This window comes from Thorsellia kenyensis (assembly GCF_042432445.1).
Lineage (GTDB): Bacteria > Pseudomonadota > Gammaproteobacteria > Enterobacterales > Thorselliaceae > Thorsellia > Thorsellia kenyensis.
Genome location: NZ_JBHLXE010000013.1, coordinates 166,105 through 185,703 on the forward strand (window position 1 = coordinate 166,105; position 19,599 = coordinate 185,703).

The following is a 19,599-nucleotide window of genomic DNA, read 5'->3' on the forward strand; positions in this document are numbered from 1 at the left end:
GATCAGCAGTATCCATATCCCATTAGACGGGCATAACGTCTATCTAACAGCTCTTCGATTGATAAAGAAGAGAGAGCTTCTAAATTTTTTATAAGCTCCGCTCTTAAGTTAACAGCCATTTCAGGGACATTTCTGTGTGCGCCACCTAGGGGTTCTGCTATGATATTATCAATTAACTTGAGTTCTTTAAGGCGTTGTGCAGTAATGCCCATAGCATCAGCAGCAATAGGTGCTTTATCTGCACTTTTCCATAAAATAGACGCACAACCTTCAGGGCTTATCACCGAATAGGTACTGTACTGAAGCATATTCACTGTATCACCTACACCAATAGCAAGAGCACCGCCAGAACCACCTTCGCCAATGACAGTACAAATAACCGGCACTTTTAAGCCTGCCATTTCACGTAAATTTCTTGCTATAGCCTCAGATTGACCTCGCTCTTCTGCACCTACTCCTGGATAAGCACCTGGAGTATCGATGAATGTAATGATTGGCATTTTGAAACGTTCAGCCATTTCCATTAATCTAAGAGCTTTACGATACCCTTCTGGAGCAGGCATTCCAAAATTACGCCTGATTTTTTCTTTAATTTCGCGTCCTTTTTGATGACCTATGATCATCACCGGTTTATCATCAAGACGTGCGATACCACCTACAATCGCTTTATCATCCGCATACGCTCTGTCACCAGCTAATTCATCAAAATCAGAAAATATTTGGCTTATATAATCTAACGTATAGGGTCTATTCGGATGACGTGCGAGCTGAGCAATTTGCCATGCACCTAAATCAGAAAAAATCTTACGCGTCAAGTCGTTACTTTTTTCACGCAAACGTTTTACATCCTCTTGCACATCGATATGAGAGGTTTTCGGATCCATTGAACTTAAAGAGTCAATTTTTGCCTCAAGTTCTGCAATAGGTTGTTCAAAATCTAAAAAATTCATTGACGCAGCGGCCATAGTCTATCTACCTAAAATGATGTTTAAAATATTAGTTATATATATAGATGTATCGCTATTATATAGATTGAAGTTAAAATCTATCGAAACAAAACCAGCAAATACATCCAAAAAATTGGTAATAAATAAGTCTTATCGAGAGGTTCTTATAGAACGCGTTAAATGTATCACAGCACGATTTTACTCATTAGTATTGAGAATTCTATTCATAAGGCGATTATTATACCATAACGCAAAATAGACGCTATTTCCATTTAATTTAGAATTAAATTTATTGATCCCACACTCAATTTTACACAAAAAAAGGCAATATGGATATGATTTAATGCACCAAAGAATCCTGCTAGTCAATTTATAATGCACTTTTACTTATTTTCTTCTCCAAGTTGTACCTAAAGGTCCATCTTCTAATTCAATTCCCATTTCAATAAGCATGTCTCTTGCTTTGTCAGCGGCAGCCCAGTCTTTAGTTTCTCTTGCCAACTTTCTTTGTGCAATAAGTGACTCAATTAAAGATATTTCACTGTTGGGTTTTGCTGGGTCATTTGATTTGAATGCCCCTGTTTTTTGCTGTAAAAACTGCTGTACTGGCAGGTTTAAAACACCGATGATCTGACCTAGTTCACGAAGAACTGCGGCCAGATCATCAGCAGAATTTCCTTCCTGATCATTGGTGTTATCTGCTTTAAGACGGTTAATTTCTCGGGCTAAGTCAAATAATACTGCATAAGCCTCTGGGGTATTAAAATCATCATTCATGGCAGATTTGAAACGTTCAATATACGTTTTTCCACCACACGGCTTAACATTTTCGTCTGTACCTTTTAATGCCATATAAAGCCTTTCTAAAGCACTTCTAGCTTGAGATAAATTATCATGACTGAAATTGAGTTGACTACGATAATGTCCTGATAATAAAAAGTATCTGACTGTTTCACCATCATATTGGCTTAATACTTCTTCAATAGTAAAAAAATTATCGAGAGACTTAGACATTTTTTCACTGTCAATCATGAGCATTCCAGAATGCATCCAATAATTAACATAAGGGCCATCGTGAGCACAGCGTGACTGTGCTATTTCATTTTCATGATGAGGGAACATTAAATCAGAACCGCCTCCATGAATATCAAAATGCGTACCTAATTGTTTTGCATTCATCGCTGAACATTCTATATGCCAACCAGGCCTGCCCTCTCCCCAAGGAGATGCCCATGCGGGTTCACCTGGTTTCGCACTTTTCCATAGCACAAAGTCCATGGGATTTCGTTTTGTTTCTTCTATGCCGACTCTTGCACCTGCTAATAGATTTTCTAGGTTTTGTCTAGAAAGCTGACCGTATTGTTCAAAACTTTCAACCGAGAACAGCACATCACCAGAACTGGCTATGTAAGCGTGTCCTCTATCAATCAATTTCTGGGTAATTTCAATTATCTCTTGAATATGTTCTGTCGCACGAGGTTCTTCATCAGCGGGTAAGATATTTAGCGAGCTAAAATCCTCATGCATTTTTTTGACCATTCGTGCGACTAGTGCTTGCCATGGTTCATTATTTGCATTTGCTCTATTAATTATTTTATCATCAATGTCAGTGATATTACGTACATATTTTACTTGATATCCCAAATATCTTAGATAACGCACAACAGTATCAAATGTTGAAAAAGTGCGTCCATGACCAATATGACAAGCATCATAGACAGTGACCCCACAAACATAAATATCTACTTTTCCAGGAGTAATTGGAACAAACGCTTTTTTTTCACGTGTTAACGTATTAAATATGTGCAGTTGTGACATGTTGGCGACCTATTTTTGCATTTTAATTGTGAGAGTAAGATGATTGTTATAATAAATAAAAACAAAATATACCATAAAAGCATGTAAATCAAAAAACTCTCTCGTAAAAAGAATTTTAAAGATTAACGGATTTACAAATAAATGCTAAACTAATGGAATATTTTTTTATTGTCCTAATTACTCCAAGGAAAACTAATATGATTACATTACATACCAATTTAGGTGATATAAAGATTCAAACGCATGAAGATAAAGCTCCGATTACTGTTAAAAACTTCTTAAAATATTGTGAAGAAGGCTTTTATGATAACACTATTTTCCATCGTGTTATAAAAGGGTTTATGATTCAAGGTGGTGGCTTTACTGAAGATATGGATCAAAAAACCACAAAACCTTCTATTAAAAATGAGTCGAATAATGGGCTCAAAAATACTAAAGGAACGCTTGCGATGGCAAGAACAAATGATCCTGACTCAGCCACATCGCAATTTTTTATTAATTTAGTTGATAATAGTTATTTAGATTACGTTTCAGACAGATCACCTGGTTACTGCGTTTTTGCAGAAGTCATCGAAGGAATGGATGTGGTTGAGAAAATTAAAGACGTTAAAACTTCAAGGCATGGCATACATCAAGACGTTCCTGTTGAAGCCGTTGTCATTACCCATGTGACTATCACTGAATAGGCTTATTTAATAGGCATTTAATGTGCGTAAATCTCTTTTTATCATTGCAGACATCCATTTAATGGAATCAAATGCCAACATAACTGAGGGTTTTTTACTTTTTTTAGCAAAAGTAAAAAAAGAAGGCTCAGCTTTGTATATTCTTGGGGATTTATTTGATGCTTGGCTAGGTGATGACATGCTGAGTGATTATCAAAAAGAAATTGCTGAGCAACTTTTAGAATTAAGTCAAATCATTCCTTGTTATTTTATCGCAGGTAATCGTGATTTTTTATTGGGCGAAGACTTCGCAAAAAAAGCAGGTTTCAAACGCATAAAAAAAGAGAGTATCTTGCTCGCCTATAATCATAAGAAATATGTTTTGATGCATGGAGATACCCTCTGTACCGATGATATTCCATATCAAAAGTATAGAAAATGTGTCAATAATCCTCTGGTTCAATTATTCTATAGGCATTTGCCTAAATACGTTAAATATCGACTTGCTAAACATTTAAGAGAACGAAGCAAAGCAACGAATCAGAAAAAATCTCAAGCCATTATGGATGTTAATCAACAAGCCGTTGAACTGCTTGCAGAAAAAGACAAAATAGATTATCTAATACATGGGCATACCCATAGACCAAATTTGCATAAAATTTCACTTCCAACTAATCATTTAGCCTATCGGATGGTCTTAGGTGATTGGGAGCAAAAAGGATGGTATATCCAAATTGATGAAATTCCACAATTAATACAATTTACTTGGGGGAATAAAACTATAACCCCGTTAAAAGTTCTTAGTGAAGCCACTCTATTTCCTGACTTCATCAAAAGAGAATAACAATAGCATATAATTACTTTAACGAGACTTCATTTAATGGGTATAATAAGCAAAATATATTTTCCGCTGACCATTAACACATAAGGATGCCAAATGTCTTCAAATTTTTCTGCCAAAATTGCCATCGTCATGGGTTCAAAAAGTGACTGGGCAACGATGAAACATGCTGCTGATCTGTTAGATGAGCTTAACCTTAGTTACCATGTAGAAATAGTTTCCGCGCATAGAACACCAGATAAACTGTTTTCTTTTGCTTCAACTGCCAAAGAAACAGGGTTTGAAGTGATTATTGCTGGAGCAGGAGGCGCCGCTCACCTGCCAGGTATGATCGCAGCAAAAACACTTATCCCAGTGTTAGGTGTGCCTGTTCAAAGTGCGGCACTGAGCGGTATAGATAGCTTATATTCAATTGTACAAATGCCTAAAGGGGTTCCTGTAGGCACTTTAGCCATAGGTAAAGCAGGTGCTGCAAATGCCGCACTTCTTGCAGCACAAATTCTAGCAACTAATGATAATGATTTATTCAAAAGATTACATCAATGGCGTGAGCAACAAACTGAAATGGTACTTAATCATCCTGATCCTAGAGAGGAGTAATTCATGGTAAGTTCATCTCTTTTTACTCAAAATCAACCTATCCAAAATGTTTACGTGCTAGGTGATGGCCAACTCGCAAGAATGCTAAGGCAAGCTGCAGAGCCTTTAGGTGTTAAAGTTAAAGCCATCGGTTTAGAGTCTAAACTTTCAATTGATTCATTAAAACAAGAGTTAACTCAACCCACCTCAATTACAGCAGAAATAGAGAGATGGCCTGCGACACCTATTACTGATTTTTTATCTTCACAACCCTGTTTCGTTAATCAAACCGTTTTTGCCCAATTAGCAGATCGCTATACCCAAAAAAAATTAATTGATCGATTAAATCTGAATACCGCACCATGGCAGTTACTCCCTGAAGAAGACAAATGGCAAGATTTATTTAACAATTTAGATAAAAACATTGTCATCAAAACAAGGACCGGTGGGTACGATGGACGTGGTCAATGGCGAGTCAATAAAGACAACATCAACGAGTCACTTCCTAAAGAACTTGTTGGTGAAGCAATTGCTGAAGCGATGATCCCTTTTAACTATGAAATTTCACTAGTTGGCGCCAGAAATTATGAGGGTGAAAAAGTTTTTTACCCTATAACTCATAATTACCATCAAGAGGGTATTTTAAGAGCCAGCGTGGCATTTTCGGTTAACTCAGAGCACCAAGAGACTAAGATAGCATCTGAACATCCTTATAAAAAGAATCTTTTAAAACTGCAAGAGATGGCAGAAAACATGTTAGGTTCTTTATTAGATGACTTACAATATGTTGGTGTTCTCGCTATGGAATGTTTTGTAGTTAATTCTGATGACGGTCCTAGGCTGCTTATCAATGAGTTAGCACCTCGAGTACATAATAGTGGACACTGGACACAAAATGGTGCGTCAATTAGCCAGTTCGAACTACACATAAGAGCGATTTGTGGTTTACCTTTACTAAAACCAATTATTTACAATACATCTGTCATGATAAATATTATTGGAACCCCGATTAACTATGCCTGGCTTAATCACAGTCTTATTAATTTGCATTGGTATGATAAAGAGCCAAGGATTGGAAGAAAATTGGGTCACTTAAATATATCGTCCACAGATAAATGTTTAATAAATGAAGCATTAGATGCTTTATTCTTAAACTTGCCTGATGAGTATAGTGATTCTATAGAATGGGTCAAAAATACCTTGTAACTTTTTTATAAAATGTGCTTTCAATAATGATTGGGGCACATCCCTTTACTTTTATACGTTCTCAAACTTTAGTTCTGCTAAATAAAAAAGTCTTTTCGCATTCATTATAAAAAGTACACAAAAAGCAGTCCGATTTTATGATCTCTTTGTATATGGATTGATTTTTGCAAAGAGAAATCTGAAATTCAGTCTCTATTCGTCAATTCAAACATCTGTTTTTGAAGAGATAATTCAAAGATGAGCGCTATATATAATTGAAGTGTTTTCTATTTTTTATTTTCTGGCTATAAATTTGTTTACGATCACTGAAATTCCTTTAAAATTTGATTTTGGCAGTTTAGAGACTCCTTTAAGAATTTACTTACGGCGCATTCTCATCAGCTTTATGATAAAGAACTACCTAAAACTCCGTTCTATAGAACTAGAGTTTTAGGTAAATGCTAAATAATTACAAATCCATTGCTAATTCATTATTAAATAATCCACTGGCTAAGGATTGTAATGGGATAGATGAATATAAAGAAACCCCATCAGATAATATTTTAACTTCATCATTGATTGCAATATTAACTAATTCATCCTTATTTATCTCTAACTCGGAACCATCTACTAATAAATCGTCTTGGTTCAATTGATAAAAGTCAAATTCATCACCAGAGTCTAACTTCAGATGATCCCCTGTATTCATCTGAATATTGTTGTGTATTGAAGCAAAAACATGATCCACATCAGCATTTTTCTCATTATTTTCAACAACAAGTGACAAAACCTCATCAATCATATTATCAAAAGATGTTATCGTCTGGCCTGTTGACTCTACAGTAAGAGTAAATTGAGATTGATTTGTAGAATCATAGGGTAAATACATTGATATGTCATTTTCTAAACTAGATTTTATCAATAAATCATACGTCGCATCTTGTAATGCTTGCATCTCTAGTGACCAATTTCCCTCTTCATCTATCACTGTTTGCCCATAGATTATTCTGCTATCTTTACTGGTCACAGTGACTGTAGCATTTGGGGTTCCAACCCCAATTAACTTAGGCGTATTATCATTTGTTATCCCTTGATTCAATACTGGGATCACTGATCCTGTTCCTTCTTTTTCACTGTAAAGTACTTTCGCCTCTACAATATTATCCACTGCATGAAATGTATTACCGGACATAATATCTTCGCTGCCATTACCTCGCATTTTAACAATGGTACTTATTTCATGAACACCGGCTAAGAGGCCTTTCGGTAAATTCAGCGTCCAACTTCCATTAACTACAGATGCTTTTCCTAAAAGTGCACCATTATCAAAAATCTCTACTATTAATGCATCACGTGGAGCATTCCCAGCAATTTTAGTCGCAAATTTCTTACCTTCAACTAAACCCCCTGTGAAAAGATGATCTTTACCATTAATGTTTTGGATAATATATGGATAGCCATAAGGCTGCTGTATCCCTGTTTCGACTTCAACGACGTAAGGCCTACTAGGTTGGGATTCATTACCTGCTTTATCCAGCATTGTCACAGTTAAATCATATGTTCCTGCGGGTAAAATGACTTCTTGCACTTGCCATTTGCCACTATTGTCTGCAACCACTTCAGCGATTAAGCTATGGTATCCCCTCACATTCCCATAAATCAGCACTGTAGCGCCTTTTTCTGCTTTGCTGCCCCTAATTTCCAATCGATTATCTATTGTACTACCACCATTTTTCACTATCCCTGATGGCAACCCAAGATTTTCAATCACGCTATCTATTTTCGGAGTTGGGGGTATCTTCGTATCTACTGTGAAGGTAAATTGGGATTGATTACTTGGTATATAAGGCAAACTGATTGAGTTCTCATTTTGTAAACTAGATTTTATCAATAAATCATGCGTAGCATCTTTTAATGCAGGCATCTGTAGTGACCAATTTCCCTCTTCATCTATCACTGTTTGCCCATAGATTATTCTGCCATCTTTACTGGTCACAGTGACTGTCGCATTTGGGGTTCCAACCCCAATTAATTTAGGCGTATTATCATTTGTTATCCCTTGATTCAATACTGGGATCACTGATCCTGTCACCCCTTTTTCACTGTAAAGTACTTTCGCCTCTACAATATTATCAACTGCATGAAATGTATTACCGGACATAATATCTTCGCTGCCATTACCTCGCATTTTAACAATGGTACTTATTTCATGAACACCTGCTAAGAGGCCTTTCGGTAAATTCAGCGTCCAACTTCCATTAACTACAGATGCTTTTCCTAAAAGTGCACCATTATCAAAAATCTCTACTATTAATGCATCACGTGGAGCATTCCCAGCAATTTTAGTCGCAAATTTCTTACCTTCAACTAACCCCCCTGTGAAAAGATGATCTTTACCATTAATGTTTTGGATAATATATGGATAGCCATAAGGCTGCTGTATCCCTGTTTCGACTTCAACGACGTAAGGCTTACTAGGTTGGGATTCATTACCTGCTTTATCCAGCATTGTCACAGTTAAATCATATGTTCCTGCGGGTAAAATGACTTCTTGCACTTGCCATTTGCCACTATTGTCTGCAACCACTTCAGCGATTAAGCTATGATATCCCCTCACACTCCCATAAATCAGCACTGTAGCGCCTTTTTCTGCTTTGCTGCCCCTAATTTCCAATCGATTATCTATTGTACTACCACCATTTTTCACTATCCCTGATGGCAACCCAAGATTTTCAATCACGCTATCTATTTTCGGAGTTGGGGGTATTTTCGTATCTACTGTAAAGGTAAATTGGGATTGATTACTTGGTATATAAGGCAAACCGATTGAGTTCTCATTTTGTAAACTAGATTTTATCAATAAATCATGCGTAGCATCTTTTAATGCAGGCATCTCTAGTGACCAATTTCCCTCTTCATCTATCACTGTTTGCCCATAGATTATTCTGCCATCTTTACTGGTCACAGTGACTGTCGCATTTGGGGTTCCAACCCCAATTAACTTAGGCGTATTATCATTTGTTATCCCTTGATTCAATACTGGGATCACTGATCCTGTCCCTTCTTTTTCACTGTAAAGTACTTTCGCCTCTACAATATTATCCACTGCATGAAATATATTACTGGACATAATATCTTCGCTGCCATTACCTCGCATTTTAACAATGGTACTTATTTCATGAACACCTGCTAAGAGGCCTTTCGGTAAATTCAGCGTCCAGCTTCCATTTATTACAGATGCTTTTCCTAAAAGTGCACCATTATCAAAAATCTCTACTATTAATGCATCACGTGGAGCATTCCCAGCAATTTTAGTCGCAAATTTCTTACCTTCAACTAAACCCCCTGTGAAAAGATGATCTTTACCATTAATGTTTTGGATAATATATGGATAGCCATAAGGCTGCTGTATCCCTGTTTCGACTTCAACGACGTAAGGCTTACTAGGTTGGGATTCATTACCTGCTTTATCCAGCATTGTCACAGTTAAATCATATGTTCCTACGGGTAAAATGACTTCTTGCACTTGCCATTTGCCACTATTGTCTGCAACCACTTCAGCGATTAAGCTATGATATCCCCTCACATTCCCATAAATCAGCACTGTAGCGCCTTTTTCTGCTTTGCTGCCCCTAATTTCCAATCGATTATCTATTGTACTGCCGCCATTTTTCACTATCCCTGATGGCAACCCAAGATTTTCAATCACGCTATCTATCGTAGGAGTTGATGGTATTTTTGTATCTACTGTGAGGGTAAATTTGATTTGATGTGTTGAATCATTAAATAATTTTGAAGTTATTAATAAATCATACGTCGAATCTTTTAATGCTGGCATCTCTAGTGACCAATTCCCATGACTATCAATGAGTGTTTGTCCATACGTTATCCTGCCATCTTTACTAGTTACTGTCACTGTGTCATTTGGGGCCCCGACTCCAATTAATTTAGGGGTATTGCCATTTGTTATCCCTTGATTAAATATTTGAAGAATTTTATCACTATTATTATTTACCATATCAATCGCATTAAGATTTCTTAAGCTCATATAATTTTCCTATAATTTAAAACAACAATTTTACTTTGTGAAAAAAGATAATTATTCAATCTAAGCCTAATTAATGTTAAATACGCATTGTAATCAATGCTATATACATTAATAATTTTATTGCATAGACGAAATTAATCTAAAAAATTAACCCAAACATATTTTTACTTACAAAATGTAATTTAATCACACAAGATGTCAATTTAAAAGCACTTTTGCCATAAAATTCGATTATAGACGCTTCAAAATAATATTTCGGTTTTTACATGTAAAACTAGTGAATTACAGCGGTGAATTAATTGAGATAGGAAAATTTTGTGAATTAACAAGGAAATTATTTAAACCAATTTTTTAGAGTGCCATTTAATGCATAACATAGATACTATTCAATAAACTAGAAGGCCTCTAATTAATGAAAAAACCTCATTTATGATTTAATCAACCATAAATGAGGTTTTTTATTCAAACATAATGGACTATGTCAATTTACAATGCTAGCGTGACTATTGGCTTCTGGTTTTACCTGTTTGGTAAATAATACACGCTGCATTTGTTAGCTGCTCAGGATTAGTGGATACAAACCAATCTCCAAACGCATTATTTCCTGTGTAAATCGGTTGTTTGGTTGTAGCATGCTTACTTTTCGTCCAAAGATAGTTTCCTGATTTTTGGAAAGCATTTGGAGAAAGTAATTTACCTGTCAAAGGATCAGCTAATTTATAATTATCCAGATTACCCCATTGGCTAAAGTAGTCACCACTAGGGAAGTTATAAACAGTATTATATCCTTCAGCAGAATTATTAGCACCTAAGCTTTGTAAGTCATTTTCAGGATCGACAGGGACAGTCGTCATATCTAGTCGATTCGGTAATTGAGCTTGCTCATACCCTTCACGTTTAAAATTAGCACATAGATTTTGCGCCTGAGTGAAAGTATACCCTCTAGCTCCGCCACTTAACTCTTGATAGTTCAATAACCATTTGTTAATTGAGAAGGTATGGGTTCTTCTTTGAGCACCGCTAATTGCCGTAACTTTTAATATATGACCTTTCGGTGGCTTCGCTAATAATACAACTAATCCATCAGATGTCACAGAGACATACTTATTAAATGAAGGGAAGTTAGGTTTAGCGATTTGCCCACCTTCAACCTGCCAAGTCCAGTTACGGTTATTAGTAATATTATTACTATTAAAGCGATCCGAGCCTGGCTCATCTTCGGCAAACAAGTTAAAGGCAGCTCCGTTAAAACCAACACTTGGGAATCCTTTACCTAATTCATATTTAGTAGGAAATCCTATTTGTGTTTTGGGATAACTATTATTCGTTAACTTAATTCCGGCCATGAGAGCCTCCTTATAAGGAGGTTGTTCGGGCACAAAACCATTTGAGTAAACAACACAAGACGTATTGAGTAATTGATTAGAGTTAGGTGTAGAGAACCAGTCACCATACGCACCATTACTCGTATAAATCGGCTTGCCTGTTTTTTCATGGTGGCTACGAGTCCACTGATAATAACCACTTCTTGGGAATGCATTCATAGAAAGATGCTTACCTGTTTCAGGACTTGCTGCACGGTAATTATCTAGTCTGCCCCACTGGCTATAAAAGTCGGTGCTAGGATAAGTATAAATGGTACTAAATCCTTCAGCTGAACCACCTGCCCCTTTACTCTGCAAGTCATTTTCAGGATCGGCTGGTACTGAGGTTAAATCCAAGACGCTTGGTAAAAAGGCTTGTCCTAACCCCTCCTTTTTATAATTATGACATAGATTTTTTGCATCAAGTAAATTATAGGTTTTTGCTCCACCGCTTAATTCCTGGTAGTTTAACATCCATTTATCAATAGTAAATGTATGTTTTTTTAACTGTATGCTATTAAGTGCGGTCACTTCTATCACATAATCCTTAGGAGGTTTAGCAAACAATATCACTTGTCCCTCATATGAGACTGAAGCATAGGCATTTTTCGATGGCTGAGTACTGGTTGCAAATTCCCCTCCGTTAATTTTCCAGCTCCACTGACGATTATTGCTTAAGTTATTACTGTTAAAATAAGACATACCCGGTTTATCTTCAGCAAATAGGTTAAAAGTCGCCCCATTGAATCCTACATTAGGAAAACCTTTACCATGCTCATGCTCTGGATTAAAACCGATTTGAGTCTTAGGATATCCATTATAAGTCAGTTTAATACCCGCCATATGATCTTTCATCAACTCGGGTGTTGATGGCACACGCTCATCAAGATAGACGATACAAGCCGCATTAAGCTTCTGATTAGAGTTAGGATTAGCAAACCAGTCGCCGTAAATACTATTACCCGTGTGGATCCCTTGACCTATTCTTGGGTGGCTATCTCTTGACCATTGATAACTTCCTGATCTGACAAATGACGTTATTCCAGTCAGTTTACCAGTATTTACATCTGCTATCCTATAGTCATCTAATCTCCCCCATTGACTATAAAGATCGGAGCTTGGGAATTTATATACCTGAGCATAACCTTGAGATGAACCAGCACCTTTACTTCTTAAATCATTAGCAGGATCAACTGGAATGGCTGTTAAATCAGCTAAACTTGGTAAATAAGCCTGCTTAATGTCATCTCGTTTAAAATCATGACACATTTTTTGTGCTTCGAGCAAAGTAAACGTTCTCGCTCCCCCACCATTATTCAATTCTCTAAAACTTATCACCCACTTATCTAAAGTGAAAGAGTGAGTTTTTCGATGTTGACCATTCACAGCAGTTATCTTGATAACTTTATTTCTAGGTGGTTTTTTTAACAAAATAACTTGGCCTTGATAAGAAACGGAAACATATTCATTTTTGGACGGTTGAGTATTAGTTGCTATCTCCCCCCCATCTACTTTCCAACTCCATTGACGGTTTCTACTGATATTGTTACTGTTAAAATAAGACGTACCAGGCTTATCTTCAGCAAATAAATTAAATATTGCGCCATTAAATCCTATGGTTGGAAAACCCTCGCCATATTTATGCTCGGTTGGGATCCCTACATTACGATTTGTATACACGTTATTTGTTAATTTAATCCCAGCCATTGGTCCTTCTATATAATCCGGCTCCTCTGGCATGAAATTATCAGAATAGATTATACAGGCAGCATTTAACATCATATTAGAATTTGGTGTAGCAAGCCAATCACCATAACCAACATTCCCAGCATACATTGCCTGCCCTGTTCTTTGATGAGTATCTCTTGTCCACATATATCGACCACTATTTCTAAATGACCTTGTAGTTGTGATACCTCCCGAGACTAAGTTCGGTGTTCTATAGTAAATTAGATTCCCCCATTGACTATAGAAATCATTACTTGGGAAGTTATAAATAGTTTTTCTTCCTTCACTGGAGCCATTTGCACCTTTACTGCGTAAATCATTTCTAGGATCGACTGTAACAGAAGTTAAATCTTCTATTGTAGGTAACACTGCATTCGCGACATCTTCTCGTCTAAAATCACGACAAAGTGCCTCTGCATTTAAGAAATTATATGTTTTTATTCCTTTACTTAATTCATCAAACGTAAGCAACCATTTATTAATGGTAAAAGAGTGATTTCTTACAATCGTTGGATCAGCTTTGTTAGTTGCAGTTATTCTAACGACACTATTTCTAGGTGGTATTTTTAATAATGTCACCATCCCTGTTTCGTCAACAGAAGCAGATTTTTCATTCTGAACGACTTTCCAAGTCCAATTTTGTCTATTAGTTGTTATATTAAAGTTTTCCGCAAATAATCGGAAATTAGCTCCAGCAAACCCTGTGGTAGGGTACCCTCTACCATATTGAGGTATAATGGGAAACGACCCACCGTAATTATATTGAACTAATCGAATACCAAACATATCATTTTCTTCACCATACAAATTAGTATCTTTTTCAGCCCAATTTCCTTTCAATCCAAAACCGTCAAACGCTTCAATACGTAATTTAATAACATTTCCAACAATTCCTTCTTGATTATCAACGTCCAGACGAAGTGAATTTCTTTCTATATCTATGGGTCCTGAATCTGGTGCAGGAACAGGATTATCATAATCAGGAATGTTAGTAGGATCAGTGACAATATATCCTTCTTTTAAAACAACCTCTTCAGCCCCTTCTTCTTCCTGATTAATAGTGTAGGACCATTTATAATAGGATGCGTCATAAGATTTAGTACTGTTACTTGGTGTGTAGCGATACGTTGCAAAAATAGGCTCACCAATTAAAGGCCAATCGGTTAGTTTGATATTGGAAACTTGAGGTCTTACTAACGGCTCAATTTTTTCTTCAAATTCATCCAATTTATGGGTTTTAATATTTCCAGCAATTGGAATAGCATCTTGCTCAGAACGCCTAAGTGGCAAAATAGAAAACTCAGCCACATGACCGATATCATCGAGACTTAGCACCAGTGTTTTACTTTGTGTTAATGTGACTAATTCACTTAAGGCTGCCTTATTTTCTTCTAAAGTGAGTGTTTCATCATATTGATTAGCAACATATCGCGACTCTTCACTGTCACCCCATACGTACACTGAATGATCATAAATATCAGAGATTAATGATGGAAACGTATCAGGAAAAGGATAAAAATCGTAGGTTATTTCTAACGTCTGACCTGGTGAGTATATACCGGAAATAGAAATATTATCTATGCGTGGTCGTTCTGGATTTGGTTGTACTTTTCCTCCTCCTGTACCTTGCTTAATGGTATTTTTTTCACCTTGCACCGTAGCTAGACTATTTGGATTATTTAACACAATTCCAGGATTAGAGGGCGGTAACTGCTCATAAAAATAGTTCAAGTCCCAAATCTTAATTGGCTTACCATCTCGGGGTTGGCCTATCTCAGATTTTGGAGTGTAAGTCACACCTATGTATTTACCTAATGCTGCCTCAGGAATTTTCACTGCAGTAGTAAATTTACCACTCAGTGGAATTTCATTTGGAATTTCATTATTGGTATTAAATGAAGTGCTCTCAGTACTTGCTGTTGAATTGGCCGGAATTATCGCCTCTGGGTACCTTTTATTAATACTGATGGCAACATTTTCTATTTCTTCCCAGCTTTTAATTAAAGAAATATCTGGGGTATCAATAATAAACCATTCAACTATATGATCTGTCGATGTAGAGCAAGCATCTTCATCAAAATCATCATATGAAAAAAATTTTTCCCATTGAGTATTTACCTTAGAAGAGGAAGTATTTTGTTCAACATTTTTCGTAATTTGCCCACATGAGTTATCATAAAAACCTATAATGGAACCTACCGTAGGTATTCTTCGGCCATGTTCATCAAAAGCTCCCCTATTTCCCTCTTCTGGTGAACGGTACATCAAAGTCCCAATTGATTTCATATAAGGATAAAATCCTAATATTTCTGAGTCATTTGTTGATTTACTGAGTGTATCAGCAAAAACTCCTCTAGAAAAAATCAAGGTGATTAAAATCATTAATATATATCTAAGTGAAAAATGATTAGTTGACATTTATTTACTTCCCATCGTCTATAAACAATCCATGTACAAGAAAAAATACCTTCAAGATTAGGTAAATAATGAAACATTTTCATATCAGGTTAGCATTTCATTCAATTCCATTGAGTTAGCTTGGTAAAACCTACTTAGTCAGCCGAGTTAATCGCAATTTCTTCATCTTTACAAAAAAGCCTGTTCCCTGATGCGTAAAATCAAATGACAGGTAACAGGCTTTTAAAAAATACCTAAGAAAATCTCTTTAGTACTATTTATTTTTATTAGTGAAAAATAAATAAAGCCTAGGCATATTTTCAAATAAACTTAACCTACATTATCTATTCAGTTTCTATAGTGACTTTTAGTCCCCATCCTTGTTCTGAATAATTTGGCGGTGTTATTTGTAATGGATCTTTTGCGTCAGCGTTAATTTTTTGCGTTCTAAATTCATACACTTTAGCACCACCTGGGCCTACTAAGTCACTATCATTATTAACGCTTTCAGTATCTTCAACTGTGTAACTTGCGATAATAGTTTCAGAATCTGTCGGATCTACAATGTTCCATTTTATGGTATTGAGTTCTTCTTCTGTCGGATCTCTATAAGAAACACCATCAGATGACTTGATTCTAATTACTGCATAGTAGGTAGTATCAACAGTTAAAGGATCTCCAGATTTAACTACTGTGTTTGTTCTAGCATTAAAGATATTGATAAAACCTTCAGGCGCACTGATTGAACCACCGCCCCCGGTAGGATTATCTCCACCATCTGGCTTTCCTTCTTCAGTACAGCTAGGATCGGTCGAACCTATCAAACATTCACCTGGATCGACTACTTCTTTTTGCGTCCAGATTTTACTCAAATCCCATGCCTTAACTGGTGTACCTTTATTTGGATACCCGTTTTCAGAGGTCGGTGTCGCGATAAAACCAAGTCTTTTACCTGATGCAGACTCAGGAACAATAAGAGAATGACTGTTTTTGTTACCAGCCACAAAATCAGTTTCAATTTTGACAGCAACTAAATCATCCCAACTTGCAACATTTTGTTCATCCCCAATTTGATCTGGGAATTTAAATCCATCCTTGGGCTCTATGACAAACCAATCGACTAGAAATTCCTCTTTACCGGTAACTGTATTGCCATTAGGTAATGTAAACTGGCTACCTAGTTTTGCAACAAGATCGCCATCTTTATCTACGAAACGAAATAAATTACTTTCTGCATAAGAAGGGATTTCAATGATTGCCCCTACCTGTGGTAGGATGTATCCAGGTTTACTCGGATCTGCTTTTCCCCCTGTCACAATATTAGATCCGATAGCCGCCATGTATGGTCTATACCCTTGAATCTTACTATCAACAAGAGGAGAAGAAGAAATGGTCGCTGCGAAACCAGTAGAAGTAAGCGCAGAGGTTAATGCGATGGCAACTAAAGTCCTTTTTATCATTATTTTCATCACTAATTCCTTTTTGGTGTCATGAAATTACAACCTAATACGTTTAAAAGACAGTGCTTTTTGGTAACACATAATGCTTATTAAACACACCTAAATTAGATATCCTTTTATCTAATTTAGGTGAAAAATAAACTCAGTCTAGCTTATTGACCTGGCAATACTAAATTAACCCTTAAGTTTAGCCCCTGATCAGAGAAGTTTGGACCTTGTGTTTTTAATGCATCAATAGTACCTTCATTGTTCACCTGCGTTTTAAATACGGTATTGTCTTGGTTCACAAATCGTGCTTGGACTGATGCATCCGGTTGATAAGTTGCCTCGTCAGGATTAAAGTCTTTTAATGCTTCTTCATCCGAAGGCACATTCATGTAACCTTTTGCAGTCATGTATTCCGCACGTTTGTTATGTCCATTACTGTCGGTATAGTAGAGATTCCAAGTAATGTATTGTTTATATTCGTCTGTTTTGTCTTCATATGAATTTGATTCTTCATTAAGTACAAGTACTCTGGCACCATATTCACGATTAACAAAAACTTTCTGACCACCAAGATTTTCTTGAGTCTTAACATCAAAGATTTGAACTAGGTATTGCTTACCTGGTACGACAGGTTTATCTTCAATAGCGGGGTTAGACTCTTCAGGTTTATCTACTGGTGGTAAATCTGGGATAGGATTACCCTCTTCATCCACAGGGTAGTCTTGCCCCCCTAAATAAGCAATATTGGGTACATCTAAATAAGTTCCCTCTAAAGGAAGACCTATTTGTGTATAAGGCTTGATACGGAAACCAATTTGTTTACCTATTGCATCTGGACCAACTACATAAGATTGACCTAAGTCATTTGGATTGCCAGAAACACCATCTTTAACACCCAATTTCTTGGCTGAAGCATCAATTTTTGTTGCACCTTCGTCAAGTAAATACCACTCAAAGTTAAGAACGATATTTTTCTTATCTTCAGTATCTTTATCTAAATCGTATACCTCGTAAAATTTAGAATAAGCTTCTTCTTTAAGGTGTGTAGGAACACGAACAATATCCCCAACACGAATTGTAACTGAAGGTTTATCCGTTCCACCTTCATATGGTTTCGTTGGGTCTTCTTGTAAATACAACTGCGCACCCACACTTTTAATAATAGGTGGAAAACCTTCAATAGGTTGAGTATATGTGGACTTAAATACTTGTGCAGCAAAAACTGGAGAAGCCATGAAGCTTGTAAATACAGCTAAAGCTACGGCAGTTTTCTTAAAATAATTCCTTTTCATTCAATGCTCCATAAAATAATTAAACGTACTAATAATTCATAAATAATTATCTAAATAATTATTTATTGCTTTTCTTCAATAACAAGAATCGCTCTTAAGACCAATCCTTGTTCTGAAAAGTTGGGCTCACCTTGATAAAGTGCCGTTTCATTATCTAATTGTGTTTTAAATAAAAGCGTGCCTTCATCAAGTCTTAAATCTACGGAGGAACCAGGTGCAATCATTGGATCATAAGTTCCCTTTCCTCTAATATCACTTAAATTCCCTTTTGCACTCTCAGACAATCCAGTGCTGGCAACTCGTTCAAATTTACCGTTATCGAGTTTTTTATGGAGTTCCCAAACAATATTATTTTTAAACTCCTCACTGACATCAAGATCATTCTTATCACCGTTAAATTGCGTAGTAGGTGCTTTCATCACTTTTGCTCTGTACTGACTATTGACTAGAACTTTTGTGCCAAACTCATCAACACGCTGACCATTTTTATCCAAGATAAAGATGAGATAGTCCTCTCCATTGCCTTGAACGATACTACTGCCTATATGAGGATGTTCTCCCATGTTATCGTCTGAAATTACAGGTTGATTAGGATCTATTTTATTATTCGTATCTACAGGATAACGTTGCCCGCTCAGTTTTGATATGTCTAATACGTCTAGATAATCACCGACCCTAGGCATCCCTGTTTGTGCAATTGGGGTAATTCTAAACACAATTTTTTTACCTAAATCATCAGGTGCAACGGTATACCCAATACCTAAATCATTGTGTTTAATTCCGCTCAAAACAGGAGTTAAACCATCTAAATCATTCACTGATTGAGCTGGATCAATCACGAACCATTCAACTTTTAATGCCATTTCTTCTTCATTGGATATATCTTTATCCCAATCTTCAAATTGAAAACTTCCCTTAAAATAAGCATTAGGGTATTTCGCTTTAATCGCTTCACTTACATGCACTGGTACATAAAGGGTATCACCCACTTGAGGATCTGTTTTATTACCATCCTCTTGTTCAAATGGGATCCCTAAAGCCCCTCCAAGATTATCTTTAGCTTTGACAATGACCACCCCTAAAGATTCTATAATAGGCTTATGACCGTATATTTGATTTGAATAATCTGACTCAAAATAGTTATTGGCATGAACATTGATGAACCAAGCACTGTTGAGTAAAATTCCAACTGCAAAAAAGTATCTTAAAATACAAGGTTTCATGATTTATCCTAAAAGTCTTTACTATTTTATTCCTATTTTTCTAAAAAAAAGGCGTAATTAAAGC

Annotated in this window: 11 protein-coding genes; 4 read left to right on the top strand and 7 right to left on the bottom strand. The window is 36.3% G+C overall.

Annotated features, from left to right (window positions below):
• Nucleotides 1–2: 2 nt before the first annotated feature.
• Both accA and cysS read right to left on the bottom strand, forming a co-directional pair.
• Nucleotides 3–965 (bottom strand): acetyl-CoA carboxylase carboxyl transferase subunit alpha, encoded by a 963-nt coding sequence (gene accA, locus ACFFIT_RS01200; protein ID WP_385875616.1) that lies wholly within the window; start codon nucleotides 963–965, stop codon nucleotides 3–5.
• Nucleotides 966–1,334: 369 nt separating this feature from the next.
• On the bottom strand, nucleotides 1,335–2,765 hold the full coding sequence (gene cysS / locus ACFFIT_RS01205; protein WP_385875618.1) for a cysteine--tRNA ligase: 1,431 nt from the start codon (nucleotides 2,763–2,765) through the stop codon (nucleotides 1,335–1,337).
• Nucleotides 2,766–2,962: 197 nt separating this feature from the next.
• Between cysS and ACFFIT_RS01210 the strand changes: the two genes are divergently transcribed.
• From ACFFIT_RS01210 to purK, 4 genes are all read left to right on the top strand, one after another.
• A complete protein-coding gene (locus ACFFIT_RS01210) occupies nucleotides 2,963–3,451 on the top strand; it encodes a peptidylprolyl isomerase (protein ID WP_385875620.1) in 489 nt (162 codons plus the stop codon).
• A gap of 22 nt (nucleotides 3,452–3,473) precedes the next feature.
• Nucleotides 3,474–4,274 carry a UDP-2,3-diacylglucosamine diphosphatase gene (locus ACFFIT_RS01215; RefSeq protein ID WP_385875622.1) on the top strand — a complete coding sequence of 267 codons (801 nt, stop codon included), beginning with the start codon at nucleotides 3,474–3,476 and terminating at the stop codon, nucleotides 4,272–4,274.
• Nucleotides 4,275–4,367: 93 nt separating this feature from the next.
• The gene (gene purE / locus ACFFIT_RS01220; RefSeq protein WP_385875623.1) at nucleotides 4,368–4,871 is read left to right on the top strand and encodes a 5-(carboxyamino)imidazole ribonucleotide mutase; all 504 of its coding nucleotides are present in this window, start codon (nucleotides 4,368–4,370) and stop codon (nucleotides 4,869–4,871) included.
• A gap of 39 nt (nucleotides 4,872–4,910) precedes the next feature.
• On the top strand, nucleotides 4,911–6,056 hold the full coding sequence (purK, locus tag ACFFIT_RS01225) for a 5-(carboxyamino)imidazole ribonucleotide synthase (RefSeq protein WP_385875676.1): 1,146 nt from the start codon (nucleotides 4,911–4,913) through the stop codon (nucleotides 6,054–6,056).
• A 448-nt stretch (nucleotides 6,057–6,504) separates the two neighbouring features.
• On the opposite strand, the gene ACFFIT_RS01230 is transcribed toward purK, so the two are convergent.
• From ACFFIT_RS01230 to ACFFIT_RS01250, 5 genes are all read right to left on the bottom strand, one after another.
• Complete coding sequence (locus ACFFIT_RS01230) at nucleotides 6,505–10,083, bottom strand: Ig-like domain-containing protein (RefSeq protein ID WP_385875625.1); 3,579 nt, start codon at nucleotides 10,081–10,083, stop codon at nucleotides 6,505–6,507.
• Nucleotides 10,084–10,586: 503 nt separating this feature from the next.
• On the bottom strand, nucleotides 10,587–15,593 hold the full coding sequence (locus tag ACFFIT_RS01235) for a hypothetical protein (RefSeq protein WP_385875627.1): 5,007 nt from the start codon (nucleotides 15,591–15,593) through the stop codon (nucleotides 10,587–10,589).
• A 323-nt stretch (nucleotides 15,594–15,916) separates the two neighbouring features.
• The gene (locus ACFFIT_RS01240) at nucleotides 15,917–17,041 is read right to left on the bottom strand and encodes a hypothetical protein (protein WP_385875628.1); all 1,125 of its coding nucleotides are present in this window, start codon (nucleotides 17,039–17,041) and stop codon (nucleotides 15,917–15,919) included.
• Between the two features lie 143 nt (nucleotides 17,042–17,184).
• On the bottom strand, nucleotides 17,185–18,312 hold the full coding sequence (locus ACFFIT_RS01245; RefSeq protein ID WP_385875630.1) for a hypothetical protein: 1,128 nt from the start codon (nucleotides 18,310–18,312) through the stop codon (nucleotides 17,185–17,187).
• Nucleotides 18,313–18,374: 62 nt separating this feature from the next.
• Entirely contained in the window at nucleotides 18,375–19,535 is a 1,161-nt protein-coding gene (locus ACFFIT_RS01250; protein ID WP_385875632.1) for a hypothetical protein, read from the bottom strand.
• Between the last annotated feature and the right edge of the window lie 64 nt (nucleotides 19,536–19,599).